Source organism: Paraburkholderia sp. HD33-4 (genome assembly GCF_021390635.1).
Taxonomy (GTDB): Bacteria; Pseudomonadota; Gammaproteobacteria; order Burkholderiales; family Burkholderiaceae; genus Paraburkholderia.
Genome location: NZ_JAJEJS010000001.1, coordinates 15290 through 40907 on the forward strand (window position 1 = coordinate 15290; position 25618 = coordinate 40907).

The following is a 25618-nucleotide window of genomic DNA, read 5'->3' on the forward strand; positions in this document are numbered from 1 at the left end:
GGAACGTCGAATGCGAGCGTCGCAGCTTCACGTCAGGTGGTCGCGTTCGAAAGCGAACGGTGACAAGGCAAAGGTAGCAGGCCCGACACCAATGCGTATCAAGTCATCTCTTTGCAATCACGTCGGTGGCGCTGGCGGCGCGGACAGCACGGCTATGTGGACGGTCCACGCGTTCATATTTGCAACGCCGATGTCTTCGGCGTGAGATAGCACGTAGAAGCCAGAGTCCAGCGGCCGGGGGAGCCTGACAACGTCCATCTTTGCAATCGGCGTGTGACTCCGCCGTGCGTTGCGCGTTCGCTGCATACTGCGGTTGCGCTCGCGATACGCCGGGTGAGCAGCTCGATATTCGCGCCAGTAGCTCGAGTGGCCTGCGCGCCATTTCGCCTGCGCCCGGGCCTGGTTGTCGCGATAGTCGCTATCGATGCGGAGCCGGTTGTTCTGCCAGTTGCGTCGACGGGCGCGCTGGCACGCTTTCGAGGAGCAATATCGCTGACGGGGAACATGCAGCAGCGGCACGAACGCGTTGCCACAGGCGAGACAAAGGCGGGTCGATTTCATGAAAACCCTCCATGTCAGGCTGCGACGGGCGGACTCCGACGCCTCGACCAGCCACTGAAACCACTGGACTGAGACGGGATAGAGAGGGGCTTACTCGGTAATCGCTTCGTTAACCGGCCATCCCTATGTGTTTGGCGCGGTAGTAGACCAGTCGCAGAAATTTGGACATTTCTTGACCGTCAGTGTGCATCGAGATGGTTGGCTCACGACTGCCCTATGGGCGACGGTGATGGGAGAAACTCGCCAGGAAAGTACCCCGTTCTCATTCGGGCTCAGCTGCGCGGCCAAAAATCTCACGCGATGCTTCCCCTAATCTCATCTCATGCGTCCCACAGTCCGCCGAGCCTTGTCTGACGGGCCCAAAAATCTCACGTTTTGAGTCTCGCTACAGGTGTAGTGCGAAGCTCGACCGAGCATCTCATCAAGTCGTGCGATAGAGTCCTGAAACCCCGCAGCCGTAAAGGCTTGCGGGGTTTTTTGTTGCCCGCCTCCGCGACACAGTCCCGAACCGATACTGAGCGAATCACATCGAGTGGCAGTTGCGCCTACAGAAAAATCGATTTGCGAGCCCCGACTCTGAATGGCTGCGGTTGAAAATCCGCGGGGCGCGACCATTCAGTTGCCGCCGACGAGATCTTCTAATGGCCTTTCACTCAAGGCGACTTATCCACATCCCCCTTTGGACAAGTTTTGTAAAAGCAGCCGAACACGTTGTGGGCGAAACCTTGATAAACGCTCAGCGTTAACGGACCGACTAAAAGTTCTCCCTGGCTCCGTTAACCTGTCCGCCCGCGCTCCCAAGGGTTATCGATTCCGCAGCGCGTTGATCCGTAAACGAACTTCCAAGTTATCCACAGCCGAACGCGTCACTTGTTAACTATTACTACGTATACATATACAAAGACTATAAAAATCAGAGAAGCAAACCGAAACCTGCGCAACGTATACGCACACGAGAACAGCAACATCGCAGCAAGCAGAAGTCGCGAGCACCCGCCCAGCCACCCGCGCCTCACCCCAACGGCAAACAGATCTCCGTAATCAACTCCGCAGGCGCAGTCTCCTTGGGACTATTCAAATACTCCTCGAACACCGGCGCATCCGCCGCCTCTCTTCCAGACTGCACGAGCCAGGTCGCGTATAACCACTCGTAAGCCGCCCGCATATCGCTATACGGCCCAACATGCCGCAACACCGCATATTCCCCGCCGCGTATACGCGTGACAGAAACCCCGCCACCCATCCCAACGGCAGAAGCAACTTCAGCCATCACCGGTCCCGGCAACAGCACTCCCGCCTTCGAGCGCAGCGCCTGCTCTTCGACCAGCCCCGGATCATCGAAGTAAACGCCGATCATCCGCATCTGTGCCTCGAGCAGATTATGTTTCGCAAGCCACCCAAACAAAGCATCAAAAGCCTTGCCGATCTGCATATAAGGCCCGACATGATCGACCGACAGAATCTCCATCGGCTCCACGTAACGAATCACGACCTCACGAATCATCGTCATCTGATCGTCTCCTGAAAGCGCCGGCCGAAACCGGCTGTGCGTGCCCTGCTTGCGATACTGCGCCGGCGGCACACCAAACACCGCGCGAAACGTCCGCGAAAATGACTGCAAACTGCTATACCCGGAACGCTCGGCGATCAGGGCAATCGGCATCGAGCTGTTTGCGAGAAACCCCGCCGCGCGATGCAACCGTAAACGGCGGACCGTCGTCGCGACCGTCTCGCCGTACATCGCCTGATAAATCCGGTGCCAGTGATATGGCGACAGGCATGCAATCTCCGCAAGCCGATCGATATCGAGCGGCTCGTCGAGGTGATCGTAGATATGATCGAGCACGCGTGCGAGTCGCGTTTCATATCGAGCCCGATGGTTTGATTCATTCATAGCTGGACCGCAGAAAATTGGCGCGAGAGCATGCAAGCAAAGTATCACGCCGCGGCGTGCGGGCCGTTTACCAAATCCTGCGGATTTAACGCGGTCCGCGAGAAGCGGATTAAGCGCTTGTTGACCACGCCACGCCACGCCGCGCGCGCAAGCGCGCGCACGTACACAAGCGGGAGCACCAAACGCAGCATCGGCAAACAGCCCCGACCCGCCGCAACGTGACGCTGCCTCAATTTGGCGCTATGGTGTGTAATCCACACCACCAGCAGCAAGCAGCCGCCGTTCCCATTCCTACCCGCGTTCGCGCGAAGCGATGGAGCCGCAAACATGAGCTATACCGAGTCGATCGGCAGTCGCACGTACCGGTTCGCCGACCTGAAGACCTTACTAGCCAAAGCGAGCCCGCAGCGCTCCGGCGACCAACTGGCAGGCGTCGCGGCAACGAGCGAAGAAGAGCGGGTCGCCGCCAAAATGGCGCTGGCACAGGTGCCGCTGCGCACGTTCCTGAACGAACCGCTGATCCCCTACGAAACCGACGAAGTCACCCGCCTGATCATCGACGATCACTCGCCACAAGCCTTCGCCGAAATCTCGCATCTGACGGTAGGCGATTTCCGCAACTGGCTGCTCAGCGCCACAACCGACACCGACGCACTCACCCGCATCACCCAGGGCCTCACGCCTGAAATGGTCGCCGCGGTCTCGAAGCTGATGCGCAACCAGGACCTGATCGCCGCCGCCCGTAAACGCCCGGTCGTCACCCGCTTTCGCAACACGGTCGGTTTACCGGGCCGCATGTCCGTACGCCTGCAACCGAACCACCCGACCGACGACGTCAAGGGCATCGCCGCCTCGATGCTCGACGGCCTGATGTACGGCTGCGGGGACGCAATGATCGGCATCAACCCCGCGAGCGACAATCTCGCCGCGATCACGAAGCTGCTTCACATGATCGACGGATTCCGTCAGCGCTATCAGGTGCCGACGCAGTCATGCGTCCTCACGCATGTGACGAGCACGATCGCGGCGATCGAAAAAGGCGCGCCGGTCGATCTCGTGTTCCAGTCGATCGCGGGCACCGAGAAAGCGAACGCGAGCTTCGGCATTTCGCTCGCGCTGCTGCAGCAAGCGTACGAGGCGGGGTTGTCGCTGCAACGCGGCACCGTCGGCAGCAATCTGATGTACTTCGAAACGGGGCAGGGCAGCGCGTTGTCGGCGAATGCGCATTTCGGCGTCGACCAGCAGACCTGCGAGGCGCGAGCCTATGCGGTCGCGCGCAAGTTCAAGCCGTTCCTGGTGAACACGGTGGTCGGTTTCATCGGCCCCGAGTATCTGTACGACGGCAAGCAGATCACGCGTGCGGGTCTCGAGGATCACTTCTGCGGCAAGCTGCTCGGCGTGCCGATGGGCTGCGATATCTGCTATACGAACCATGCCGAAGCGGATCAGGACGACATGGACAATCTGCTGACGCTGCTCGGCGTCGCGGGCATCAATTTCATCATGGGCGTGCCGGGCGCGGACGACGTCATGCTCAACTATCAGAGCACGTCGTTTCACGATGCGCTGTACGTGCGTGACGTGCTCGGTTTACGGCGCGCGCCTGAATTCGAGGAATGGCTGGAATCGATGCAGATCATCGACGCACGCGGCGCACTGATCAGTGCATCGACGCGGCAACCGCTGCTCGAAGGCGCACGCGACTGGATGGGGATCGCATGAGCGAGAACGACGCACTCGATAAGGATCCATGGAACGCGCTGCGTCGGTTTACGCAGGCACGCATCGCGTTGGGTCGCGCGGGCAACAGCCTGCCGACCGCGCCATTGCTCGCGTTCAATCTCGCGCATGCGCAGGCGCGCGACGCCGTGCACCATCCGCTCGACGTGGAGCCACTGCACGCACAGCTGCGCTCGCAAGGTTTCAACACGCTCGACGTGCATAGCGCCGCGCCGGATCGGGAGCATTATTTGCGGCGACCTGACCTGGGGCGGCGTCTGTCGGATGAGAGTCGCGCGGCGCTCGCGCAATTGCCGGCACAATCAACCGATGTGCTGTTCGTCATTGGCGATGGTCTATCGGCATTTGCCGCGTCGAAGCAGGCTGTGCCGTTGCTGCAAGCTGTACGTCCAAAGCTTGCGGGTTGGAGCGTCGGTCCCGTAGTGATCGCGCGTCAGGCGCGCGTCGCGCTTGGCGACGAGATCGGCGAATTGCTCGACGCGAAAATCGTCGTGATGCTGATCGGCGAGCGGCCGGGTTTGAGCTCACCGGATAGCCTCGGCATCTACATCACGTACGCGCCGAAAGCGGGTTGCAGCGACGCGCAGCGCAACTGCATTTCGAACGTGCGGCCCGAGGGACTCGACTATCCGCAGGCCGCGCACAAGCTGCACTATCTGCTCACGCAGGCGAGGAAGCTCAAACTCACCGGCGTAGGTTTGAAAGACGACAGCGATGAGCTACTGGCGGGCGCAGCAACGCATCCCGCGGTGAGCGACGGTTCAACGTAGGACGCAACGCGAAAGCAAACGCCACACGCCCGTCGCTCACTTGCGCAACAACCTCAAGCCATTGCCCACCACCAGCAAACTCGCGCCTACATCGGCGAACACCGCCATCCACATCGTGCCGAAGCCCATCAACGTCAGCACGAGAAACACGCTCTTGATGCCCAGCGCGAGCGCGATGTTCTGCACCAGCACCGCATACGTCGCCTTCGACAACCGGATGAACGCCGGAATCTTGCGCAGATCGTCGTCCATCAGCGCGACGTCGGCCGTCTCGATAGCAGTATCGGTGCCCATCGCACCCATCGCGAAGCCGATGTCAGCGCGCGCGAGTGCGGGCGCATCGTTGATGCCATCGCCGACCATCCCGACGGTCGCGCCATCGGCCGACCATTGCGCGACCGCAGCGAGTTTGTCCTCGGGCAACTGATCGCCGCGCACTTGATCGACGCCGACCTGTTGCGCGATCGCCTCGGCGGTGTGGCGGTTGTCGCCGGTCAGCATCGAGGTGGCGACGCCGAGTCGCCGCAATTCAGCGACGGCGGCGCGGCTCGTCTCCTTCACCGTGTCGGCGACCGCAAACAGCGCGAGCACGCGCTGCGCGTCGACCAGCATCACGACGGTTTTGCCTTGCTGTTCGAGCGCATCGAGACGCGCTTCGAGTTGCGGCGAGCAGCGGCCCAGTTCCTCGACCAGACGATGATTGCCGAGCCAGTACGCGATGCCGCCGATGTCGCCGCGCACGCCGCGTCCAGCGATCGCTTCGAACGCATCGACGTGCAGGTGTTCGACGCCGTCGTCATCTGCGGCAGCAGCAATCGCCATCGAAACGGGATGGTCGGAGCGTCCCGCGAGGCTCGCCGCGAGCGTGCGGTAGCGGTGCGCGTCACCGTCGTCGCCAAGCGCCTCGAACTCCGTCTGCACCGGCTTGCCATGCGTAATCGTGCCGGTTTTATCGAGCGCCAACCGGGTCAGCTGGCGCCCCTGTTCGAGGTATACGCCGCCCTTGATCAGAATCCCCTTGCGCGCCGCGGCCGCAAGCCCGCTGACGATCGTCACCGGCGTCGAAATCACGAGAGCGCACGGACACGCGATCACCAGCAGCACCAGCGCCTTGTAGACCCACGCGTGCCACGCTCCACCGAACAGCAGCGGCGGAACCAGCGCGACGGCGAGCGCAATCGCGAACACGATCGGCGTATAGACGCGCGCGAATTCATCGACGAAGCGCTGCGTCGGCGCCTTCGTGCCCTGGGCCTCCTCGACCGCGTGGATGATGCGCGCGAGCGTCGTGTTGCCCGCCGCGGCCGTCACGCGGTAGTCGAACGAGCCCGCCTGGTTGATCGTGCCGGCGAATACGGTGTCGCCGGTCGTTTTGTCGACCGGCAGGCTCTCGCCGGTGATCGGCGCCTGATCGACGCTCGAACGGCCCGAGACGATCTCGCCGTCGAGCGCGATCCGCTCGCCCGGCTTCACGCGCACCAGCGCGCCGGGCGCGATCGCGTCGACGCGGACGAACTGCCACGCGCCATCGGATTGCTGCACGCTGGCTTCTTCCGGCGTGAGCCGCATCAGCCCTTCGATCGCGTTGCGCGCGCGATCGAGCGAATGCGCTTCGATCAGCTCGGCGATCGTGAACAGCACCATCACCATCGCGGCTTCGGGCCACTGGCCGAGCAATGCCGCGCCGGTCACGGCGATGCTCATCAGCGCATTGATGTTCATGTTGCCGTTACGCAGCGCAAGCCAGCCTTTGCGATACGTCGTGAGGCCGCAAGAGGCGATCGCGATGACTGCCATACCCGCCACCACCCAGGTGGGCGCACCGAGCCAGCTAGCGGCTTCTGAAGCCGCCGCGACGACGCCGGCGAGAATCAAGGGCCACCACGGCTTGCGCATGGCGCCAGCGGCCGCCACGGATGCAGCGTTGGCATCGTCGGTGTCGCTTGCCAGTTCGGGCGTGAAGTCGAGCGAGCGCAGCGCGGCGAGGACCGTGTCGAGCGCCTCCGGCGCGTGGATGACAGTCAGCACGCGCTGCATCAGGTTGAATTCCATGCTGCGCACGGACGGCATGCGGCCGAGCTTTTTGCGGATCAGCGCTTCCTCGGTCGGGCAGTCCATCTGCAGGATGCGGATCGCAGTGCGCAGGTCGTTGCCGACCGCTTCGGAAGGCGGCAGGCGCAGCGAAGTCGGCGCGAACGTGGTGGAGGCGCAGCAAGCGCCATCAGCGTGATCGTGGGCGTGCTCGTGGGCGTGATCGTGGGCGTGGCCGTGGCCGTGGTCATGGTCATGGTCATGGTCATCGTGGTGAGCGTGCTCTTCATGCCGATGTTCGCCGCAACTGTCGGCGTCATGCGCATGCTCGCGCCGCGCGCCAATCTCCCCGCAAGCCCCGTGCGTACAGGCTTCGCCCACTTCTGGACGATCGACGGCAAAACGGTTGGTATCAGGCATTGGTGGCTTCCTCGTGCGATTTGTGGTCTAGTAAACACCTTGAAGCCACTACAAGGTCAAGGCCGCGTGGAGGAAAGGTCCATGAAGATCGGCGAACTGGCGAAAATCGCCCATTGCACGACGGAAACCATCCGTTTCTACGAGAAAGAGCGCCTGCTGCCCGAGGCGGAGCGCACCGAAGCCAATTACCGCAGTTACACGGCGAAGCACGTCGAGCGCCTGCGCTTCATCCGCAATTGCCGCGCGCTGGACATGACCCACGACGAAATCCGCGCATTGCTGCGTTTGACCGACGCGCCGGCGAACGGCTGCGGCAGCATGCATGCGCTGATCGACGAGCATGTCGCGCACGTCGACACGCGTATCGAAGAGCTGCAGCAGCTGAAGGCGCAACTGACGACGCTGCGCGATCAATGCCACGGCGAGCATCCGGTCGAGGACTGCGGCATCGTGCACGGCCTGACCGACATGGATGTGGCCGTGCCGCGTCCGCGGCATACGCATCTCGGCTGAAGCCGTGCCGGCCGTCGTGCGCTATCGCATCACGACGCAGCGCCGGCGCAACAACCCCATACACGGCAAGGCCGCGCCTGCGACCTTGCCGATCGATCATCGAATCCAGTTGGAGAATCAACGTGTTCACCTGTAGAAACCAGTCCTGCGGCGCGCAGTGGGAGCAATCCGACGTCGTCATCAAGAACGAAGGCCAGGGGCTCCTGTTCCGCTGCCCGCTGTGCGGCGCTCGCAACTACGTCGAGCGTTTCGACGGTGACGACGGCAAGGTGCTGTACGAGCAACTGCCGGGCCGCCCCGACCAGGGCCCGATGGCCGAGTAATCGCGATTCCTGCAGACGACCCTATGAACAGTCCCACCTCCACCGGCGCCGCATTCAGCGAGCTGCCGCTGCCGCCCGCGACGCTCGCGAACCTGACGCAGCTCGGCTACGTCGAAATGACGCCGATCCAGGCCGCCAGTCTGCCGATCGCGCTTGCCGGCAACGACCTGATCGCCCAGGCGAAAACCGGCAGCGGCAAGACCGCGGCGTTTTCGCTGGCGCTGCTCGCGCGCCTCGACGCACGCAAATTCGACACGCAGGCCATGGTGCTGTGTCCGACGCGCGAACTCGCCGATCAGGTCACGCAGGAAATCCGCCGCCTCGCGCGCGCGGAAGAAAACATCAAGGTGCTGACCTTGTGCGGCGGTACGCCGATGCGTCCGCAGACGGCCAGCCTCGAACACGGCGCGCACGTCGTGGTCGGCACGCCTGGCCGCATCATGGATCACCTCGAACGCGGCACCCTCGTGCTTCAAGCGCTGAACACGCTCGTGCTCGACGAAGCCGACCGCATGCTCGACATGGGTTTCTTCGACGACATCGCGAAGGTCGCGCGGCAGTGCCCAAAAGAGCGGCAGACGCTGCTGTTTTCGGCGACGTACCCTGAAGGCATTGCGAAGCTGAGCCAGCAATTTCTGCGCAATCCCAAGGAAATCAAACTCGCCGAGCGGCACGACGACAGCAAGATCCGTCAGCGCTTCTATGAAGTGAGCGAAGATGAACGGCTGCACGCGGTCGGTCTGCTGCTGAACCACTATCGACCGGTCAGCACGATCGCGTTCTGCAACACCAAGCAGCAGTGTCGCGATCTGCTCGACGTACTGCGCGCGCAGGGCTTTCATGCGCTCGCGCTGCACGGCGAACTCGATCAGCGCGAGCGCGATCAGGTGCTGATCCAGTTCGCAAACCGCAGCTGCTCAGTGCTCGTCGCAACCGACGTCGCCGCGCGCGGCCTCGACATCGCGCAACTCGAAGCGGTGATCAACGTCGACGTGACGCCGGACCCGGAAGTGCACACGCACCGCATCGGCCGCACGGGCCGCGCCGATCAGGAAGGCTGGGCGCTCAGTCTCGCGAGCATGGACGAGATGGGGCGTGTCGGTGGGATCGAGCAGGCGCACAAGCGCGACGTCGAATGGCACAAGCTGGCCGAACTGAAGGCGGCCAGCAACGAGCCGCTGCTGCCGCCGATGGAAACGCTGCAGATCCTCGGCGGCCGCAAGGACAAGATCCGTCCCGGCGACGTGCTCGGCGCGCTGACCGGCGACGCCGGTTTCGCGGGCTCGCAGATCGGCAAGATCAACGTGACCGACATGTCGACCTATGTCGCGGTGGAGCGCAGCATCGCGCGCGAGGCGGTGCGCCGGCTCAGCGCGGGCAAGCTGAAGGGACGCAAGGTCAAGGTCCGTTTGATGGACGAAGCCTGATTCACCCGAAGCTCCGGCTTTCCGTGAAAGTCAGATGATTCGAAAAAGCGGCCGCGTATGCGGCCGTTTTCACAAGCGCCTTTTGCTTCAGAAGCCCGTTTCTGCGCTGTGTTCGTAGCGGCGCCGCGCTGCGCACCCCGGATCCAGGGGCGTCACGGTGGCCGAGCTGCGCCGGCCGTTCGCGCCGCGCAGGCGCTGAGCATCACATTACTTCATACCTACCCAGTTACGCGCATTCCCAGAACTCCCCACTGTCTGCCCGCAAACTGTGATTCCGCCGGCTTTGGCCCGCGTAGAGCGGCTTCGCGCGAGCCATGAAGAAAACGCATGCCGCGCATGACAAAGTTTCGATTGTGAGCGTTCTTTGGCTGATGCTTAATCACCCCACCGGAAGGAATGCCCCGCCGCCGCCGTTCGCGCGGCCGCTGGCGGCCGAAGAAAGGGAGAAAGTCTATGCAGAGCGCCATGCAAGCCCGCTCGAAACTGCCGGATGTCGGCACCACCATTTTTACCGTGATCGGCCAGTTGGCCGCTCAACACGATGCATTGAATCTGTCGCAGGGCGCGCCGAATTTCGCGCCGGACCCGAAGCTCGTCGAGGGTGTCGCGCAAGCGATGCGCGCCGGCCATAACCAGTACGCGCCGATGGCCGGCATCGGCGCGCTGCGCGAAGCGCTCGCCGACAAGGTCGAAACGCTGTACGGCGTGCGCTACGACCCGGCCAGCGAAGTGACCGTGCTCGCGAGCGCGAGCGAAGGGCTCTATTCGACGATCAGCGCGCTCGTGCATCCGGGCGACGAAGTGATCTACTTCGAACCGTCGTTCGACAGCTATGCCCCGATCGTGCGCCTGCAGGGCGCGACGCCGATCGCGATCAAGCTGTCGCTCGACCACTTCCGCGTGAACTGGGACGAAGTCGCCGCCGCGATCACGCCGAAGACGCGCATGATCATCGTCAACACGCCGCACAATCCGACCGCGACGATTTTTAGCGACGCCGACATCGAGCGGCTCAAAGCGCTCACGCGCAACACCGACATCGTGATCCTGTCCGACGAGGTCTACGAGCACGTCGTGTTCGACGGCGAGAAGCATCAGAGCATGGCGTGCCATCGCGAACTCGCGGAGCGCAGCGTGATCGTGTCGTCGTTCGGCAAGTCGTATCACGTGACCGGCTGGCGCGTCGGCTATTGCCTCGCGCCCGCTGCGCTGATGGACGAGATCCGCAAGGTCCATCAGTTCATGGTGTTCTCCGCCGATACACCGATGCAGCACGCGTTCGTCGACGCGCTCGCCAATCGCGACAGCTACCTCGGTCTGTCCGACTTCTATCAGAAGAAGCGCGATCTGCTCTCGCATGCACTGCGCGAATCGCGCTTCGAGTTGTTGTCGAGCGAAGGCAGTTTCTTTATGCTCGCCCGGTTCCGCGGCTTCTCCGATGAAAGCGACAGCGATTTCGTGCTGCGCCTGATCCGCGATGCGCGCGTCGCGACGATTCCGTTGTCGGCGTTCTACACGGACGGCACGGATTCGGGGTTGATTCGCCTGAGTTTCGCGAAGGACGACGCGACCCTGCTCGAAGGCGCCCGGCGTTTGTGTGAAATCTGAGCGCGCGGAAGCACACTCGAAGTATCGAAGCCATCAAAGTATTCGAAGCAAGAAGGGAGACGTTATGAAGTTGCTCAAGTGTTTATTGGCGCTGGCCTGCGCAGGCGCGTCGCTCGCAACATGGTCGGCCGCAAGCGCCGCCGATACCTCGACATTGCGTTTCGGCCTCGAAGCGCAGTACCCGCCGTTCGAATCGAAAGGGCCGGGCGGCGAGCTGCAAGGGCTCGATATCGACGTGGGCAACGCGGTATGCGCGGCCGCGCACATGACGTGCAAATGGGTCGAAACCTCGTTCGACGGCCTGATTCCGGCGCTGCAAGGCCGCAAGTTCGACGCGATCAATTCGGCAATGAATGCGACCGAACAGCGCCGTCAGGCGATCGATTTCACGACGGTGGTCTATCGCGTGCCGACGCAACTGATCGCGCGCAGCGACAGCGGTCTGCAGCCGACACCCGAGTCGCTGAAAGGCAAGCGCGTCGGCGTGCTGCAGGGCTCGATTCAGGAAACCTTCGCGAAGGTGCATTGGGAGCCGGTCGGCGTGGTCGTGCTGCCGTATCAGGATCAGAACCAGGTCTATGCCGATCTGACCGCGGGCCGTCTCGATGGCACGCTGGTGCTCGCGCCGGCCGGGCAAACCGGCTTTCTGTCGAAGCCCGAAGGCAAGGGCTACGGGTTCGTCGGTCAGCCGGTGCGTGACGACAAGATTCTCGGCAGCGGCATCGCATACGGTATTCGCAAGGGCGACACCGCGTTGCGCGATCAGTTGAACGCCGCGATCGCGAAGGTGCAAGCCGACGGCACGGTGAAGACGCTCGCCGCGAAATATCTCGGCAATATCGACGTCAGCGCGAAGTAGTCGCATCGCGTTCGACCGGCGGCGCCGTTTGCGAGCGGCGCCGCGCGTTCGCTTGTTGGCCACGCGTTTGACGGCTACGATACGTAGGCTTCGCGAAGTCGGAGACAACGGCGAAGTCGACGGATCAACCGGAGAGCGCGCATGAGCGAGACGACCGAAGCGGCACGCGCTGCGAACACCGCGCGCGCAAATGGCGCAGACGCGCCGCGCTTCTGGCGCAGCGACGCGCTGCCGTTCATCGAGGCGCGCTCCATCGACGATGGCCGCAAGGTCTGCTACGCCAAACATTCGCACGAAACGTTTTCGATCGGCGCGGTGACGGGCGGCCGCAGCGTCTATCTGAACCGCCACGCGCGGGAATGGGTCGGCGCGGGTGCCGTCGTGATGATGAACCCCGACGATGTGCACGCGTGCAACCCGGTTGCCGGCGATCGGTGGTCGTATCGGATGCTGCACGTCGATGTCGCGTGGTTCACGAAACTGCAGCACGAGCTGGGTTTCAACCAGAACCATACGTTTCGCGCGTTTTCGCAGATCATGACGCTCGACGCCGCGTTGTTCGACGGCTTGAACCGGCTGTGCGAGATTCTCGCCAGCAACGACGATGACGTCGACACGCTGCGCAAGGAAAGCGCCGCCATCACCTTCTTTTCCAACGTGCAGCAAACGCTCAATCCGGCCAGCTCGCCCGAGCGTGCGGAGAGCGGCCAGCTCGCGCGTGCCGCGGAGTACATCGCCGAAAACTGCACGCGCGCGCTGAAACTCGACGACGTGTGCGAAGCGGCCGGATTGTCCGCTTCTCATTTGATACGCACGTTCAAGCTGCGCTATGGCATGACGCCGCACGCGTATCTGATCAACCGACGCATCCAGTACAGTCGCGCGCAACTGCGGCGCGGGGCACTGATCGCTGATGTCGCGCTCGACGCCGGCTTCGCCGATCAGGCGCATTTGCAGCGCACCTTCAAGCGGCTGGTGGCGGCGACGCCGGGGCAATATCGCCGCTGAGCGTGACGCGGCATGAAGCCGCGTCGGCAAGCATTCACGACCCGCGTCACTCCACGAGCAGATACAACGCGCTGAGCGTGAGCAGTGCGGCCATCACGCGATTGAACACCCGGACCCGCTTCGCTTCACGCAAATGCCTGCGCAAAAAAGTGCCGGCATACGCCCAACTCGCAATCGACAGGTAGCAGATCACGAAGTAGAGCGCCGTGAATTGCCAGACGAGCCCGCTGTCGCCGCCGGCCGCATACGCGCCCATGCCGGCCAGCGACGCGAGCCACGCCTTCGGATTGAGCCATTGCATCGCCGCGCCGTGCGCGAACGACGGTCCGCGCGCCGGCTTGTCCGCGCCGAGTTGGCCGCTATCGATGGTGAGCTTGTAGGCCATGTAGAGCAGAAAACCCACGCCCGTCCATTTGACGATCTCGATCAGATTGGGAAAGTGCGCGAGCAATTCGTGCAGGCCGAGACCGATCAACAGAAGCAGCAACGTGAATCCAACCGTCGCGCCAGTGACGTGCCGCAAACTCGCGGCGAGCCCGTGCCGCGCGCCGGCGCTGAGCGCCACGACGTTGACCGGGCCGGGAGAAATGGAACTGGCGAGCGCGAACGCGGCCATCGACAGGAATGCGGTCATCGGATGCCTCGAAACGTGAGTGGGCAAATGGATTGCGACGCTCAACGGTAACGAGACGGCGAGGACGTGTATTGAAGGAAATTGCCCAGGCGAAAAGCCGTTGAAACCGCATGCGGCTTCAACGGATCATCAAAACATAATGCGACGACGCGTTAATCCGATAACGAACACGCGTTTGAATTTAAAAATAAATCTGCGCAAACGTTACCGAGGAAAACCAATTCTGTGATTATCGGGTAAATTGTACTTATCGAAACTTATGATATGCACCTATGAAGCCGGCGATTATTCAGGCCGATAAACAGTCCGAGGCCTCGAAAAACCGGTGATACAGGGCTTAACGACTTACGCGCGAAAAAGCGAATCCATCAAGCGCGCGATGAATGCCTGGCATCAGTATCAATAGACCAGTCCGCTTCTGCTGGGAGCGACCAGTCGAATGGAAGAAAGGGAGTGCATGTGGGTCGCCATGTGAGCAGGCAAAAGATTGCGGACGAATTGAACGGGCTGTGTCGCGCGTTATTCGACGGCTGGCGCGAGCGCAGATGCATGATTCCGCTCGCGTATCTGTTGCATGTCTGGCCGCTCGTCGATGCGACGCAGTGGTCGTTCAAACGCCTGCGCGACAACCTGCGTGATCTCGAGTGCTGGCATCTGAACTACGTGTCCGACGAAGATGGCGGGAGAATTCGCTATCTGCTGGGTGTTCTGTCCCAACAAGCCGGAAGCGTAGTGAGCACTTCGACAAACTAACTCCCGCCGTTGAAAGCGCAGAGCACATGATCCACAAAAGAAAGGGGCGGCTTCGCGTGCTGATCGCACGGGCGTGCAGACGTCGGATTCCGCGCGATGGCGTCGTCTACGCGGGATGCGGCGTGGTGCTGGCAATGCTCGCGCTGTGCGGCTACGCGCTGTATCAGAGCCGCGAAGATGCGATTGCGCGTGCGCTCGATTCAACCCGCGATGTCGCCACGATCACGGAGCGCGACATCGCGCGCAATTTCGAGTTGTACGCGCTGTCGCTGCAGGCGGTCGCCGACGGCCTCGGGCGTCCGGGCGTGCTCGATTCGCCGCGTCTGCGGCGCGAGATCCTGTTCGATCGCGCGGCCACCGGGCAATACGTCGGCGCGATGGTGGTGATCGACGCACTGGGCAACGTCGTGATGGATTCGGATAGCGACGTGCCGCGCGGAGGAAACCTGTCGGACCGTCCGTACTTCAGGATTCATCGCGAAGATCCGGATCTCGGGCTCGATGTCAGCGCGCCGTATAGCTCGAGACTCAGACCCGGTTCGCGCAGCATCGCGTTGAGCCGGCGGCTGTCGCGGCCGGACGGGTCGTTTGCGGGGATCGTCGCGCTCGGTATCGATCAGGAGTATTTCGCGAGCCTGTTTGCGGATTTGCGGATCGGGCAGCACGGCTCGGTGGCGATCATCAGAACGGACGGCACGATCATCGTGCGACGACCCGACGATCGACACGTAACGGGCAGCGACATCAGCAAGACGGCGTTCTTCCAGCACCTACTCGCGAAAGACGAGGGCAGCTTTATCGCGTCTTCGCCGCTCGATGGTGCCGAGCGGCTCTACTCGTTCAGACGGATTCCGCAATTGCCGCTGATCGTGCTGGTCGCCGAGTCGACCGCCGATATCTATGCAGGCTGGTGGAAGCGCGCACTGACGATCGGTTCGCTGATGCTGATCTTCGGGATTGGCGTGATCGTGTTGGCGGCGTGGCTCGGCGCCGAGTTCCGACGGCGACAGCGGGTCGAGCATGAGCTCGAACGGCTTGCCGGCACGGACGGACTCACCGGCCTGCCCAATCGTCGCGCGCTGTGCGAAACGCTCGATCGCGAATGGCTGCGCGCGCGCCGCACGGGCAGCATGTTGTCGTTGCTGTTCGTCGATATTGATCACTTCAAGGCCTACAACGATACGTATGGCCATCAGGCCGGCGACGTCGCGCTGACCGCGGTTGCGCGCTGCATCCGCAGGGTGATCCAGCGGCCGGGCGATTGCGTCGGCCGATACGGCGGCGAGGAGTTCATCGTGGTGCTGCCTGATACCGACGGGGCCGGTGCCGGGGTGGTCGGCGAGAACATCCGCGTGGCGATCGGCGAACTGAACATCGCGCACGTGGGCTGCGAGTTTGGTCGCGTGACGGTCAGCATCGGCGCGACCACGTCGCGGCCGGATCGGGCGACGGATGTCAGCGTCGTCGTGCGGGCCGCGGATGAGGCGTTGTATACGGCAAAGGCCGGTGGCAGGAATATGGTCGCGCAGATGGGAGTCGGCTGACCGGTCGCTGCTGGAATTTCTGCGCTGGAAATAAAAAGGGTTGCGACGCTTTCGCGTGCAACCCTTTTCATTTTCGCGCGGTGCTACTTTGCGCGAATGGTCGATGATTGGCTCAGAACGTTGCACCGCCGACGGAGCAACCTTACCTACCTGCAGGATGTTTGCCTGAAGTGTCGCAGCAGTTCGCGACCAGAATGCAAAAAGCCCGGTCGCGGTGACCGGGCTTTTTGCTTGAATCTGGTGGTGGGGCGTGAGTGACTCGAACACTCGACCTACGGATTAAGAGTCCGCTGCTCTACCAACTGAGCTAACGCCCCAACAGAAGCGAGATTATGCAGGATCTTTTCGAGATTGCCAAGCTCTTTTAGCAGCTTTGTTAAAAAGATCGCATTGTCCGAACTCGAACCTTCCCTCGACAATGCCGCCATCCCGAAAACATCGACGCATCCAACGCTGCCGGTATCATGTCGCGGACACCTCGCCGCGCGCAGCATCACGCGGCATTCGACCGGGGGATTGCCATGGATGACAAAGAGATTACCGAGCTGCTCGACCGAGTTCTCGCACCATGGGTCCGTGCGCTCACGCTGACGCCGATCAAGGTCGACGAGGAAAGTGCGACGCTGCGTCTGCCGTTTTCCGGCGAGTGGCGCCACTCAGGCGGCATGATCAGCGGCCAGGTGTTCATGGCGGCAGCGGATACGGCGATGGTCGTCGCCATCACCGCCGCGCTCGGCGGCTTCAAGCCAATGAGCACTGTGTCGCTGAACATCAACTTCATGCGCGCGGTCCGCAAGGGCGATGTGCTCATCAAGGCGCGCGTGTTGCGCATGGGCCGCAATCTCGTGTTCGGCGAAGTCGAACTGTTCGACGAAGGCGGCAACATGGCCGTTCAAGCCACCACGACTTACGCGCTGCTGGGGTGAATGCTCGCCGGCCCCGAGCCGGCCGGTAACACAATCTATCCGTGGCAAGAGCAAAGGAAAGCAAGGAAAAGCAGCATGTTCGATCAGGTCGTATTCGCCGGCGGAGGCAACCGCTGCTGGTGGCAGGCGGGTTTCTGGGACGTCGTGCAGCCGCAACTCGACATCCGTCCGCGCGTGATCACCGGCATTTCGGCCGGCGCCGCAACCGCATGCATGATCTACACGCGCGGAGATTCCGACTGGGTCATGCGCTATTACGAGGAAGCACTGCGTCACAACACGCGCAACGCCTACTGGGGCAACCTGCTGCGCGGCGAGTCGGTGTTCCCGCATTACCGGATCTACCGACAGGCGCTGCTCGACATCTACGGCGACAAGTTTTCCAGGCTCGCGCAGGCGCCGGAAATCCGTATCGGCGTGTCGCATCTGCCGCGCTGGCTCGGCGCGAGAAGCGCGGTCGCGGCGGGGCTGGTGGCGTACAACATCGAAAAGTACGTGCGCAAGACACTGCATCCGACGCTCGGTCGGACGCTTGGTTTTCATCCGGAATTCGTGCGTGCGCAGGATTGCGCGAGCGTCGACGAGTTGGCGGACCTGATCCTGCAATCGTCAAGTACGCCGCCATTCACGCCGGTTCTGCGACGCAACGGCCGGCCGGTGCTGGACGGCGGCATGGTCGATAACGTGCCGGTCGGCGCGCTCGATGCCGATGCGCCGGGCAACGTGCTCGTGATGGTCACGCGTCTCTATCCGCGGCCGCAGATGTTCGTCGTGCCGCACGGCGTGCAGCAGCGGCTTTACGTGCAGCCGTCGCGCAAGGTGCCGATTTCGAGTTGGGATTACACGAGTCCGTCGCAGATGGTGCACGCCTATAACCTCGGCCGGGCGGACGGCGAGGTCTTCCTTGAACGCATATCCGCATTGATGGAGGCGGGAGCGCACGAGGCGCGGTGAGCGACGCGACGCGGCGCGGCGGGCCAAACCTGACCCGCCAGCGCTTCATCCGCCAATCACCGCCGACGCCCGCCCTGCAACGCCTCCGGATTCGCGACACTGGCGGTATCGCCGGCGTCGAACGCGAGGATGTTCTTGAACGCCGCCGAAAAATACAACTCGTAGCTCTCACGCTCCACGTAGCCGATGTGCGGCGTGCAGATGACGTTTTCCATGCGCAACAGGCTGTAGCCTTGCAGGATCGGCTCGCTTTCGTAGACGTCGATCGCGACCATCCCCGGACGGTTGTGCGACAGGGCGGTCACCAGCGCATTCTCTTCGAGCAACTCGGCACGGCTCGTGTTGACGAGCAGCGCGGTCGGCTTCATGCGCATCAGATCGTCCTGCTTGACGATGCCACGCGTGTCATCGTGCAGACGCAGATGCAGAGACAGCACATCGCTGGTCTCGAACAGCTCTTCACGACTCGCGGCGACGCCGTAGCCGTCGGCGCTAGCGGCTTCACGCGAATGCTCGCGGCCCCAGATCAGCACGTTCATGCCGAACGCTTTGCCGTAGCCAGCGAGCAGCCGCCCGATCTTGCCGTAGCCCCAGATCCCGAGCGTCTGTCCGCGCAGCACCTGGCCCAAACCGAAGTTCGGTGGCAGCGCCGACGTCTTCAGTCCGGACTGCTGCCAGGCGCCCTGCTTAAGGTTTGCCACGTATTGCGGAATACGCCGTTGGGCGGCCATGATGAGTGCCCACGTCAGTTCGGCCGGTGCGACCGGCGAACCGCTGCCCTCGAGCACGGCGATGCCGCGCTCGGTACACGCCGCGAGATCGATGTGGCTCGATACTTTGCCGGTCTGACTGATCATGCGCAAACGCGGCAGCTTATCGAGCAGTTGCGAGGTGATGCGGGTACGTTCGCGAATCAGGACGAGGGCGTCGACTTCCGCAAGACGGCTCGCCAATTGTCCGAGACCGCGCACGGTATTGTTGAATACTTTGACTTCCTGGTCGGCCAGCAATTGAAAGCAGTCGAGCTTGCGAACGGCGTCCTGGTAATCGTCGAGGATGGCAATCTTCATGGTATGTAATTTGCGGCGCACCTCGGTGGTGCGAACGGAATGTTATGCTGACTGTCCCAGCATGTGACTTAGGTCACACGTTGGTCTGGCTAGATGTCCTACCGTAGAAACTGTCGCACAAAAAAGAACGGCAGCGCTACGGAAAGGCGAATTGAGAACGTTTTTAGCAGTTTGTTGCGTGTTGAGGCAAGCCGCTTTACACAAGGTTGCAGAAGCTTTGTAGAAGCGCGCCTCCGCCTGGCAAGCTGTGTGGCCCAGGACGATCTGCGCAATCGTGCGCCGACGGTCGAAAATTGACACGTCGGCGTGATGAATTCAATGCCTCTCGCATGCAGCGTCCCAGGGCTTGTACCGTTTTTCTATTGCTTCAAACGGAGACAAGTCGATGAATCATCCCTCGTTCGAAGGGCAGCCTACTATCCAGGCGCCCGCATGGGTCAAACACCGCAAGCTGATCGACTGGGTCCAGCGCATCGTCGCGCTGACCAAGCCCGAAAAGGTGGTCTGGTGCGACGGCTCGCAGGAAGAATATGACCGCCTGTGCGCGCAGATGGTCGAAGCCGGAACCCTGAGGAAACTCAACCCCGCCAAGCGTCCCAATTCCTATCTTGCCTGCTCCGATCCGTCCGACGTCGCGCGCGTCGAGGATCGCACCTTCATCTGCTCGAAGCGCGCCGAAGACGCCGGCCCCACCAACAACTGGATCGCTCCGGCCGAAATGCGCTCGACGCTCGATGGCCTGTTCGATGGCGCGATGCGCGGCCGCACGATGTACGTGGTGCCGTTCTCGATGGGCCCGCTCGGCTCGCCGATCGCGCACATCGGCGTCGAGCTGAGCGACAGCCCGTACGTCGCGACCAATATGCGCATCATGACGCGCATGGGCCGCAAGGTGTACGACGTGCTCGGCGAGGACGGCGAGTTCGTTCCGTGCGTGCATTCGGTTGGTGCGCCGCTCGCGGCGGGCGAGCAGGACGTCGCGTGGCCTTGCAACAAGACCAAGTACATCGTGCATTTCCCCGAAGCGCGCGAAATCTGGAGCTTTGGCTCGGGCTACGGCGGCAATGCGCTGCTCGGCAAGAAGTGCTTCGCGCTGCGCATCGCGTCGACGATGGGCCGCGACGAGGGCTGGCTCGCCGAACACATGCTGATTCTCGGCGTCACGTCCCCGGAAGGGCGCAAGCATCACGTGGCGGCAGCGTTCCCGTCGGCGTGCGGCAAGACCAACTTTGCGATGCTGATCCCACCGGCCGGCCTGAACGGCTGGAAAATCTCGACGATCGGCGACGACATCGCGTGGATCAAACCGGGCAAGGACGGCCGCCTGTACGCGATCAATCCGGAAGCCGGCTACTTCGGCGTTGCGCCGGGCACGAGCGAAAAGACCAACTACAACGCGCTCGCCACGTTGAAGGAAAACGTGATCTTCACGAACGTCGCGCTGACCGACGACGGCGACGTCTGGTGGGAAGGCATGACCGACGAGCCGCCGGCGCACCTGATCGACTGGCAGGGCAAGGACTGGACGCCGGCCGAGGCAAAGGAAACCGGCCGCAAGGCGGCGCATCCGAACGCGCGCTTCACGGCGCCGGCTTCGCAGTGCCCGTCGATCGACGCGGACTGGGAAAACCCGGCCGGCGTCGCGATCGACGCGTTCATCTTCGGCGGCCGTCGCTCGACCACCGTGCCGCTCGTCACCGAAGCGCGCAACTGGGTCGAGGGCGTCTACATGGCGGCGACGATGGGCTCCGAAACCACCGCCGCGGCCGCTGGCCAGCAAGGCGTGGTGCGCCGTGATCCGTTCGCGATGCTGCCGTTCTGCGGCTACAACATGAGCGACTATTTCAGCCATTGGCTGAAAACCGGTGAGCGTCTGCAACAGCTGAGCGCGAAGCTGCCGAAAATATTCTGCGTGAACTGGTTCCGCAAGGGCACGGACGGCAAGTTCGTGTGGCCCGGCTTTGGCGAGAACATGCGCGTGCTGAGCTGGATGGTCGGCCGCATTGAAGGCACCGCGCAGGGCGAAGAGCATGCGTTCGGCGTTTCGCCGCACTATGAGGACATCGACTGGAGCGGCCTGAACTTCAGCCGTGAGCAGTTTGAGCAGGTGATTTCCGTCGACGACGCTGCCTGGCGCGACGAGCTCGTGCTGCACACGAAGCTGTTTGACACGCTGCAACACGGTCTGCCGGCGGCGCTGACTGAAGCAAAGCGGGCGCTCGAGGGAAAACTCACGGCCTGATTACGTGAGTGCTCACTCAGCCTAAAGAGCCGCCCTCGGGCGGCTTTTTCTTTGGGCGCCAGTTTTATTTCCATGGTTTCGAATTCCGCCGTGCCCGAACAACCGTTGCGTCTGTTCGAACAAAAAAGACAGAGCAAGCTGCAGCGCAGCAGATTGTTTTTGTTTTGGGAATAATCGCTGGTCGGACCCCGGTTTTGTCGACACAGTCGTACCAAAATTGACAATATTTCCTGTTTCGCGGGCAACTTCTGCACGATTTTGCGAGTCGTAGGAGAATTCCAAGTTCGCTTCACTGGTTTTCACTAATTGTCAGGAAGCAGTAACAAGGCAGGGAGTTGTCCTATGGATCATTTGCAGTCGATGCGAGTTTTCGTCAAGGTGGCGGATCTCGGCAGTTTTGCCCGCGCCGCAAGCGCGATGGATATTTCCAACGCGGTCGCCACCCGTCACGTTGCCGACCTCGAAGGCCGCCTTGGTACGCGGCTGCTCAATCGCACGACCCGCAGCTTGTCGCTGACCGAATCCGGTCAGGTCTATCTCGAGCGCGCCCGTCAGATTCTCGACGAACTGGAAGATGTCGAACAGATGGTGGTCGCGCGCAATCATGAACCCGTCGGCACACTGCGCATCGTAGCGCCCGTCGTGTTCGGGCTTCATAACCTCGCGCCCGTGCTGCAAACGTACGCGGAGCGCTATCCGAAAGTCATCCCCGACGTCACGCTGGTCGATCGTCAGGTAGACCTCGTCGAGGAGGGTTTCGATGTCGGCGTCGTGATCGCCCGGCAAATGCGCAGCGCGAGCATCGTCACCCGGCGTTTGACCACGGGCTGCATGACCGTCTGCGCGACGCCGGCATATCTGGAAAAGCATGGCACGCCGTCGCGTCCCGAACATCTGCTCGAACATCCTTGCCTGAGCCTGCCGTCCGAATACTGGGGCGATGAGCGGGTGTTCACGGGGCCAGAAGGCGAAGTGCGGGTGCGGCCGTCGAACGTGATCGTCGCGAACAACACGGAAATGCTGCGGCAGTTTGCACTGCTTGGCATGGGCATCGCGATTCTGCCGAGCTATCTGATCGGTCGCGATATGACGCGCGGCCGGCTGGTGCGTCTGCTCGGCGATTATCGTTTGCCGCAGGTCGAGATCAATATTGCATACCCGAGCCGCCGTCACCTGCCGGCCAAGGTGCGCACGTTCATCGACCATCTGGTCGAGCACTTCAACCAGACGCCGAACAGCGTGCTCGGCGAGCAGTGGATAAAGGACGGTCTGGAGCGTCCTGCGACGTCGGCCGCGTTCGAAAGTGCCGAGTCGCGTGCGCCAGAAGCGTTCGATGGCGCCGAGCCGCTGTCGCGGCTGCTCGATAGCGAGCTGTCGCCGGCCGTGCCGAAGCCGATGACGAAGTCGTCCAATCGCAGCACACGGCCGACGGCGTTGTCGCCGCTGTAAGTCTTTGAATGTCGAAGCCCGCAGCCCTGCGGGCGGCCAATAAAAAGGCGCAGTCACCTGAAGTGACTGCGCCTTTTTTGATGGGCAGATGCGGACGCAGCCGCAGGCCAGGCACGGATCGCCGGCTGGCGGCTGCCACCGCGAGCCGCCGATCCGAATCCCGCCTTACGAGCCGGTTTTACGCGCCGCGGCTTTCTTCGCCGGTGCCTTCTTGGCCGCAGCGGTCTTGGCAGCGGGAGCCTTCTTCGCCGCCGCCTTCTTTTCCGCCGGCTCGGCCTTCACGGCCACGGCGGTATCGCCTTCATCCGCTTCCGGCATCGCCTTCGCCGCAGAACGGGAACCCGCCGTCTTCGCCGCCGCGGTTTTCGCCGCCGCCGGCTCCTTCTTCTCGAACTCGAAACCGATCTTGCCGTCGTTCTGCTTGACGAGGAACGCCTTGAAGTTACGACCGGTACGCGACGACTTGAAGTTCGTCAGCAGGTCGGTGCGACCCTCCTCGAGCAGCTTGGCCATCTGCTCGCGGGCGATTTCCTGCTGGAGGATCACCTTGCCGGAGCGGAAGTCGCACGACTTCGGATTCGCCACCGAGTTTTCGCAGACGTAGCTCATGCCGTGCTCGAACACGCGGCCCTGGCACTTCGGACACGCACCGACCGGCTGCTGATCGGAGAAGTCGGGCGGTTCGCCGTCTTCTCCGGCCGCATCCTGGCCGAAGTCGAACTCGAGCTTGTAGTTCTTGATCTCGTCGTCGAGCGACAGTTTCAGGATCGCCGAGAACGGGCGCCCCATCTTGCTGCGGAACCCCGACAGCGGCCCGATCGTCTTGTTCTGCAGCAGTTCCTCGACTTCGGGGATCTCAAACTGACGACCGCCCGGAATCTTCGAGATCGAGAACTCGCACTTCGAGCACGCGAACCGGCGGTAGTTTTCCTTCACCTGGCCGCCGCAATTCGGGCAAGGTGTCTGCAACGTCGCGTAATCGCCCGGGATCGTGTCCGAATCGTATTCCTTCGCGCGCTTGACGATGGTCTGCGTCATGCGCGCGATTTCCTGCATGAACGCGTCGCGAGGCAGGTTGCCGCGCTCCATCTGCGACAGCTTGTATTCCCACTCGCCGGTCAGCTCCGGCGCAGTCAGCTCCTTCACGCCGAGGCCGCGCAGGAGCGTCATCAGCTGGAAGGCCTTGGCTGTCGGAAACAGATCGCGGCCTTCGCGGATCAGATACTTTTCGGTCAGCAGACCTTCGATGATCGCCGCCCGCGTCGCCGGCGTGCCAAGACCCTTGGCCGCCATCGCTTCGCGCAACTCGTCGTCTTCGACCAGCTTGCCCGCACCCTCCATCGCCGACAGCAGCGTCGCTTCGTTGTAGCGCGCCGGCGGCTTCGTGACCAGTTGCTGGGCGGCGATCTTGTCGGTCTTGACCTTCTCGTGCTTCTGCACCGGCACGAGGTTCGCGTCGTCGCCGCTGGTTTCGCGGCCGTAGATCTGCAGCCAACCCGGCTCGACGAGCACCTTGCCCTCGGTCTTGAACTGATGGCCGACCACCTCGGTGATACGGGTCGTCACACGGTATTCGGCAGCCGGGAAGAACACCGCGAGGAAGCGCTTGACGACGAGGTCGTAAAGCTTCTGCTCCGGCTCGGACAGATTCTTCGGCGCCTGCAGCGTCGGGATGATCGCGAAGTGGTCGCTGATCTTCGAGTTGTCGAAGATGCGCTTGTTCGGCTTCACCCAGCCCTTGTCGAGTACCTGTTTCGCGAACGGCAGGTAGTTGTTGCTCTCCTTGAGCATGCCGAGCGTCTGCTTGACCGTGTCCAGATAGTCTTCCGGCAGCGCGCGCGCGTCGGTTCGCGGATAGGTCAGCACCTTGTGCTTTTCGTACAGCGCCTGAGCGAGGCCCAGCGTGTTCTTCGCCGAAAAGCCGAAGCGGCCGTTGGCTTCACGCTGCAGGCTGGTCAGGTCGAAGAGGGCGGGCGAGAGCTGCGTCGACGGCTTCGACTCCTCGGTCACCGTGCCCATCTGGCCGCGGCAAGCCGCGACGATCGTCTCGGCAGCGGGCAGCGACCACAGACGCGAATCGCGCTTTTCCGGGTCGAACTCGTCGCGCTTGAATTTCGGGTCGAACCAGCGGCCTTCGTAGAAGCCGCCCGCACAGACGAACTCCGCCTTCACTTCCCAGTAATCGCGCGGCACGAAGCGTCGAATCTTCTCTTCGCGCTCGACGACGATCGACAGCGTCGGGGTCTGCACGCGCCCGACCGTGGTCAGGAAAAAGCCGCCACCCTTGCTGTTGAACGCGGTCATCGCGCGCGTGCCGTTGATGCCGACGAGCCAGTCCGCTTCCGAGCGGCAGCGCGCCGCATCGGCGAGCGGCTGCATCTCTTCGTCGCTGCGCAGACGCGCGAAACCGTCGCGGATCGAGCCGGCCGTCATCGACTGCAGCCACAGCCGTTGCACCGGCTGTTTGGCTTTCGCGTGCTGCGCGATCAGGCGGAAAATCAGCTCGCCCTCGCGCCCCGCGTCGCATGCGTTGATCAGACGGTCGATGTCCTTGCGCTTCAGCAGCTTGGTCAGCACCTTCAGGCGCGACTCGCTCTTGGCGATCGGATTCAGATCGAAATGCGGAGGAATGACGGGCAGATTGGCAAAGCTCCACTTGCCACGCTTGACTTCGTATTCGTCGGGCGCGGCGATTTCCAGCAGATGGCCCACTGCCGATGAAAGGACGTAGTCGTCGCTTTCGTAGTACTCGTCATGCTTGGTAAAGCCGCCCAAAGCGCGCGCGATGTCGTTCGCGACAGAAGGCTTTTCGGCGATGATCAGTGCTTTGGACATGACTCGATGTGAGGTTGGTAGATCCGGGTTGGTGGCCTTGAGCGCCAACATGGCGCA

21 protein-coding genes and 1 tRNA gene are annotated in these 25618 nt (G+C 62.5%); 14 read left to right on the forward strand and 8 right to left on the reverse strand.

Features of this window, described 5'->3' with window-relative positions; genetic code table 11:
- Positions 1 to 117: 117 nt before the first annotated feature.
- Entirely contained in the window at positions 118 to 561 is a 444-nt protein-coding gene (locus L0U84_RS00070; protein WP_233845968.1) for a hypothetical protein, read from the reverse strand.
- Positions 562 to 1573: 1012 nt separating this feature from the next.
- On the reverse strand, positions 1574 to 2455 hold the full coding sequence (locus L0U84_RS00075) for an AraC family transcriptional regulator (protein ID WP_233845970.1): 882 nt from the start codon (positions 2453 to 2455) through the stop codon (positions 1574 to 1576).
- 327 nt (positions 2456 to 2782) lie between these two features.
- Between L0U84_RS00075 and L0U84_RS00080 the strand changes: the two genes are divergently transcribed.
- Positions 2783 to 4177 carry an ethanolamine ammonia-lyase subunit EutB gene (locus L0U84_RS00080; protein WP_233845973.1) on the forward strand — a complete coding sequence of 465 codons (1395 nt, stop codon included), beginning with the start codon at positions 2783 to 2785 and terminating at the stop codon, positions 4175 to 4177.
- Positions 4174 to 4965, forward strand: a complete 792-nt coding sequence (gene eutC / locus L0U84_RS00085; protein WP_233845975.1) for an ethanolamine ammonia-lyase subunit EutC — start codon at positions 4174 to 4176, stop codon at positions 4963 to 4965. The genes L0U84_RS00080 and eutC overlap by 4 nt, the downstream gene beginning before the upstream one ends.
- 36 nt (positions 4966 to 5001) lie before the next feature.
- On the opposite strand, the gene L0U84_RS00090 is transcribed toward eutC, so the two are convergent.
- On the reverse strand, positions 5002 to 7416 hold the full coding sequence (locus tag L0U84_RS00090; protein ID WP_442793959.1) for a heavy metal translocating P-type ATPase: 2415 nt from the start codon (positions 7414 to 7416) through the stop codon (positions 5002 to 5004).
- Between the two features lie 81 nt (positions 7417 to 7497).
- Between L0U84_RS00090 and cadR the strand changes: the two genes are divergently transcribed.
- The 6 genes from cadR (at position 7498) to L0U84_RS00120 (ending at position 13154) form a co-directional block, all read left to right on the forward strand.
- A complete protein-coding gene (gene cadR / locus L0U84_RS00095) occupies positions 7498 to 7929 on the forward strand; it encodes a Cd(II)/Pb(II)-responsive transcriptional regulator (protein WP_129956701.1) in 432 nt (143 codons plus the stop codon).
- A gap of 122 nt (positions 7930 to 8051) precedes the next feature.
- Positions 8052 to 8252 carry a hypothetical protein gene (locus tag L0U84_RS00100; RefSeq protein ID WP_233845985.1) on the forward strand — a complete coding sequence of 67 codons (201 nt, stop codon included), beginning with the start codon at positions 8052 to 8054 and terminating at the stop codon, positions 8250 to 8252.
- A 23-nt stretch (positions 8253 to 8275) separates the two neighbouring features.
- Positions 8276 to 9679, forward strand: a complete 1404-nt coding sequence (dbpA, locus tag L0U84_RS00105) for an ATP-dependent RNA helicase DbpA (protein WP_233845987.1) — start codon at positions 8276 to 8278, stop codon at positions 9677 to 9679.
- Between the two features lie 453 nt (positions 9680 to 10132).
- Positions 10133 to 11287, forward strand: a complete 1155-nt coding sequence (locus tag L0U84_RS00110) for a pyridoxal phosphate-dependent aminotransferase (protein ID WP_233845989.1) — start codon at positions 10133 to 10135, stop codon at positions 11285 to 11287.
- 64 nt (positions 11288 to 11351) lie between these two features.
- Positions 11352 to 12146, forward strand: coding sequence for an ABC transporter substrate-binding protein (locus tag L0U84_RS00115; RefSeq protein WP_233845991.1), 795 nt, complete (start codon positions 11352 to 11354; stop codon positions 12144 to 12146).
- 141 nt (positions 12147 to 12287) lie between these two features.
- On the forward strand, positions 12288 to 13154 hold the full coding sequence (locus L0U84_RS00120) for an AraC family transcriptional regulator (RefSeq protein WP_233845994.1): 867 nt from the start codon (positions 12288 to 12290) through the stop codon (positions 13152 to 13154).
- Positions 13155 to 13200: 46 nt separating this feature from the next.
- Here L0U84_RS00120 and L0U84_RS00125 read toward each other — a convergent pair whose 3' ends face one another.
- Positions 13201 to 13788, reverse strand: coding sequence for a LysE family translocator (locus L0U84_RS00125; RefSeq protein WP_233845996.1), 588 nt, complete (start codon positions 13786 to 13788; stop codon positions 13201 to 13203).
- Between the two features lie 471 nt (positions 13789 to 14259).
- On the opposite strand from L0U84_RS00125, the gene L0U84_RS00130 reads away from it, so the two are divergent.
- Entirely contained in the window at positions 14260 to 14541 is a 282-nt protein-coding gene (locus L0U84_RS00130) for a hypothetical protein (protein ID WP_233845998.1), read from the forward strand.
- Between the two features lie 26 nt (positions 14542 to 14567).
- Positions 14568 to 16085: a sensor domain-containing diguanylate cyclase gene (locus L0U84_RS00135; RefSeq protein WP_233846006.1), complete on the forward strand. Its 1518-nt coding sequence runs from the start codon at positions 14568 to 14570 to the stop codon at positions 16083 to 16085.
- Positions 16086 to 16326: 241 nt separating this feature from the next.
- Here L0U84_RS00135 and L0U84_RS00140 read toward each other — a convergent pair.
- Positions 16327 to 16402 (reverse strand) — tRNA-Lys (locus tag L0U84_RS00140).
- Between the two features lie 204 nt (positions 16403 to 16606).
- On the opposite strand from L0U84_RS00140, the gene L0U84_RS00145 reads away from it, so the two are divergent.
- Complete coding sequence (locus tag L0U84_RS00145; RefSeq protein WP_233846009.1) at positions 16607 to 17011, forward strand: PaaI family thioesterase; 405 nt, start codon at positions 16607 to 16609, stop codon at positions 17009 to 17011.
- Positions 17012 to 17086: 75 nt separating this feature from the next.
- The gene (locus L0U84_RS00150) at positions 17087 to 17965 is read left to right on the forward strand and encodes a patatin-like phospholipase family protein (RefSeq protein ID WP_233846017.1); all 879 of its coding nucleotides are present in this window, start codon (positions 17087 to 17089) and stop codon (positions 17963 to 17965) included.
- Between the two features lie 56 nt (positions 17966 to 18021).
- On the opposite strand, the gene L0U84_RS00155 is transcribed toward L0U84_RS00150, so the two are convergent.
- Entirely contained in the window at positions 18022 to 19035 is a 1014-nt protein-coding gene (locus L0U84_RS00155) for a D-2-hydroxyacid dehydrogenase family protein (RefSeq protein ID WP_129956711.1), read from the reverse strand.
- A 385-nt stretch (positions 19036 to 19420) separates the two neighbouring features.
- Between L0U84_RS00155 and L0U84_RS00160 the strand changes: the two genes are divergently transcribed.
- Positions 19421 to 21277, forward strand: coding sequence for a phosphoenolpyruvate carboxykinase (GTP) (locus L0U84_RS00160; protein WP_233846026.1), 1857 nt, complete (start codon positions 19421 to 19423; stop codon positions 21275 to 21277).
- Positions 21278 to 21298: 21 nt separating this feature from the next.
- Here L0U84_RS00160 and L0U84_RS00165 read toward each other — a convergent pair whose 3' ends face one another.
- Positions 21299 to 21559: a hypothetical protein gene (locus L0U84_RS00165; protein WP_233846028.1), complete on the reverse strand. Its 261-nt coding sequence runs from the start codon at positions 21557 to 21559 to the stop codon at positions 21299 to 21301.
- 60 nt (positions 21560 to 21619) lie between these two features.
- Here L0U84_RS00165 and L0U84_RS00170 point away from each other — a divergent pair, with 60 nt between their 5' ends.
- Positions 21620 to 22726, forward strand: a complete 1107-nt coding sequence (locus L0U84_RS00170; RefSeq protein WP_233846030.1) for a LysR family transcriptional regulator — start codon at positions 21620 to 21622, stop codon at positions 22724 to 22726.
- Between the two features lie 165 nt (positions 22727 to 22891).
- On the opposite strand, the gene L0U84_RS00175 is transcribed toward L0U84_RS00170, so the two are convergent.
- A complete protein-coding gene (locus tag L0U84_RS00175) occupies positions 22892 to 25561 on the reverse strand; it encodes a DNA topoisomerase III (protein ID WP_233846039.1) in 2670 nt (889 codons plus the stop codon).
- Between the last annotated feature and the right edge of the window lie 57 nt (positions 25562 to 25618).

Coding starts and splice junctions, on each gene's coding strand:
- cadR (WP_129956701.1), top strand. CDS start 7,498: ATGAAGATCGGCGAACTGGCGAAAATCGCCCATTGCACGACGGAAACC.
- dbpA (WP_233845987.1), top strand. CDS start 8,276: ATGAACAGTCCCACCTCCACCGGCGCCGCATTCAGCGAGCTGCCGCTG.
- eutC (WP_233845975.1), top strand. CDS start 4,174: ATGAGCGAGAACGACGCACTCGATAAGGATCCATGGAACGCGCTGCGT.
- L0U84_RS00170 (WP_233846030.1), top strand. CDS start 21,620: ATGGATCATTTGCAGTCGATGCGAGTTTTCGTCAAGGTGGCGGATCTC.
- L0U84_RS00110 (WP_233845989.1), top strand. CDS start 10,133: ATGCAGAGCGCCATGCAAGCCCGCTCGAAACTGCCGGATGTCGGCACC.
- L0U84_RS00090 (WP_442793959.1), bottom strand. CDS start 7,416: ATGCCTGATACCAACCGTTTTGCCGTCGATCGTCCAGAAGTGGGCGAA.
- L0U84_RS00160 (WP_233846026.1), top strand. CDS start 19,421: ATGAATCATCCCTCGTTCGAAGGGCAGCCTACTATCCAGGCGCCCGCA.
- L0U84_RS00175 (WP_233846039.1), bottom strand. CDS start 25,561: ATGTCCAAAGCACTGATCATCGCCGAAAAGCCTTCTGTCGCGAACGAC.
- L0U84_RS00155 (WP_129956711.1), bottom strand. CDS start 19,035: ATGAAGATTGCCATCCTCGACGATTACCAGGACGCCGTTCGCAAGCTC.
- L0U84_RS00115 (WP_233845991.1), top strand. CDS start 11,352: ATGAAGTTGCTCAAGTGTTTATTGGCGCTGGCCTGCGCAGGCGCGTCG.
- L0U84_RS00120 (WP_233845994.1), top strand. CDS start 12,288: ATGAGCGAGACGACCGAAGCGGCACGCGCTGCGAACACCGCGCGCGCA.
- L0U84_RS00135 (WP_233846006.1), top strand. CDS start 14,568: ATGATCCACAAAAGAAAGGGGCGGCTTCGCGTGCTGATCGCACGGGCG.
- L0U84_RS00145 (WP_233846009.1), top strand. CDS start 16,607: ATGGATGACAAAGAGATTACCGAGCTGCTCGACCGAGTTCTCGCACCA.
- L0U84_RS00070 (WP_233845968.1), bottom strand. CDS start 561: ATGAAATCGACCCGCCTTTGTCTCGCCTGTGGCAACGCGTTCGTGCCG.
- L0U84_RS00125 (WP_233845996.1), bottom strand. CDS start 13,788: ATGACCGCATTCCTGTCGATGGCCGCGTTCGCGCTCGCCAGTTCCATT.
- L0U84_RS00150 (WP_233846017.1), top strand. CDS start 17,087: ATGTTCGATCAGGTCGTATTCGCCGGCGGAGGCAACCGCTGCTGGTGG.
- L0U84_RS00075 (WP_233845970.1), bottom strand. CDS start 2,455: ATGAATGAATCAAACCATCGGGCTCGATATGAAACGCGACTCGCACGC.
- L0U84_RS00080 (WP_233845973.1), top strand. CDS start 2,783: ATGAGCTATACCGAGTCGATCGGCAGTCGCACGTACCGGTTCGCCGAC.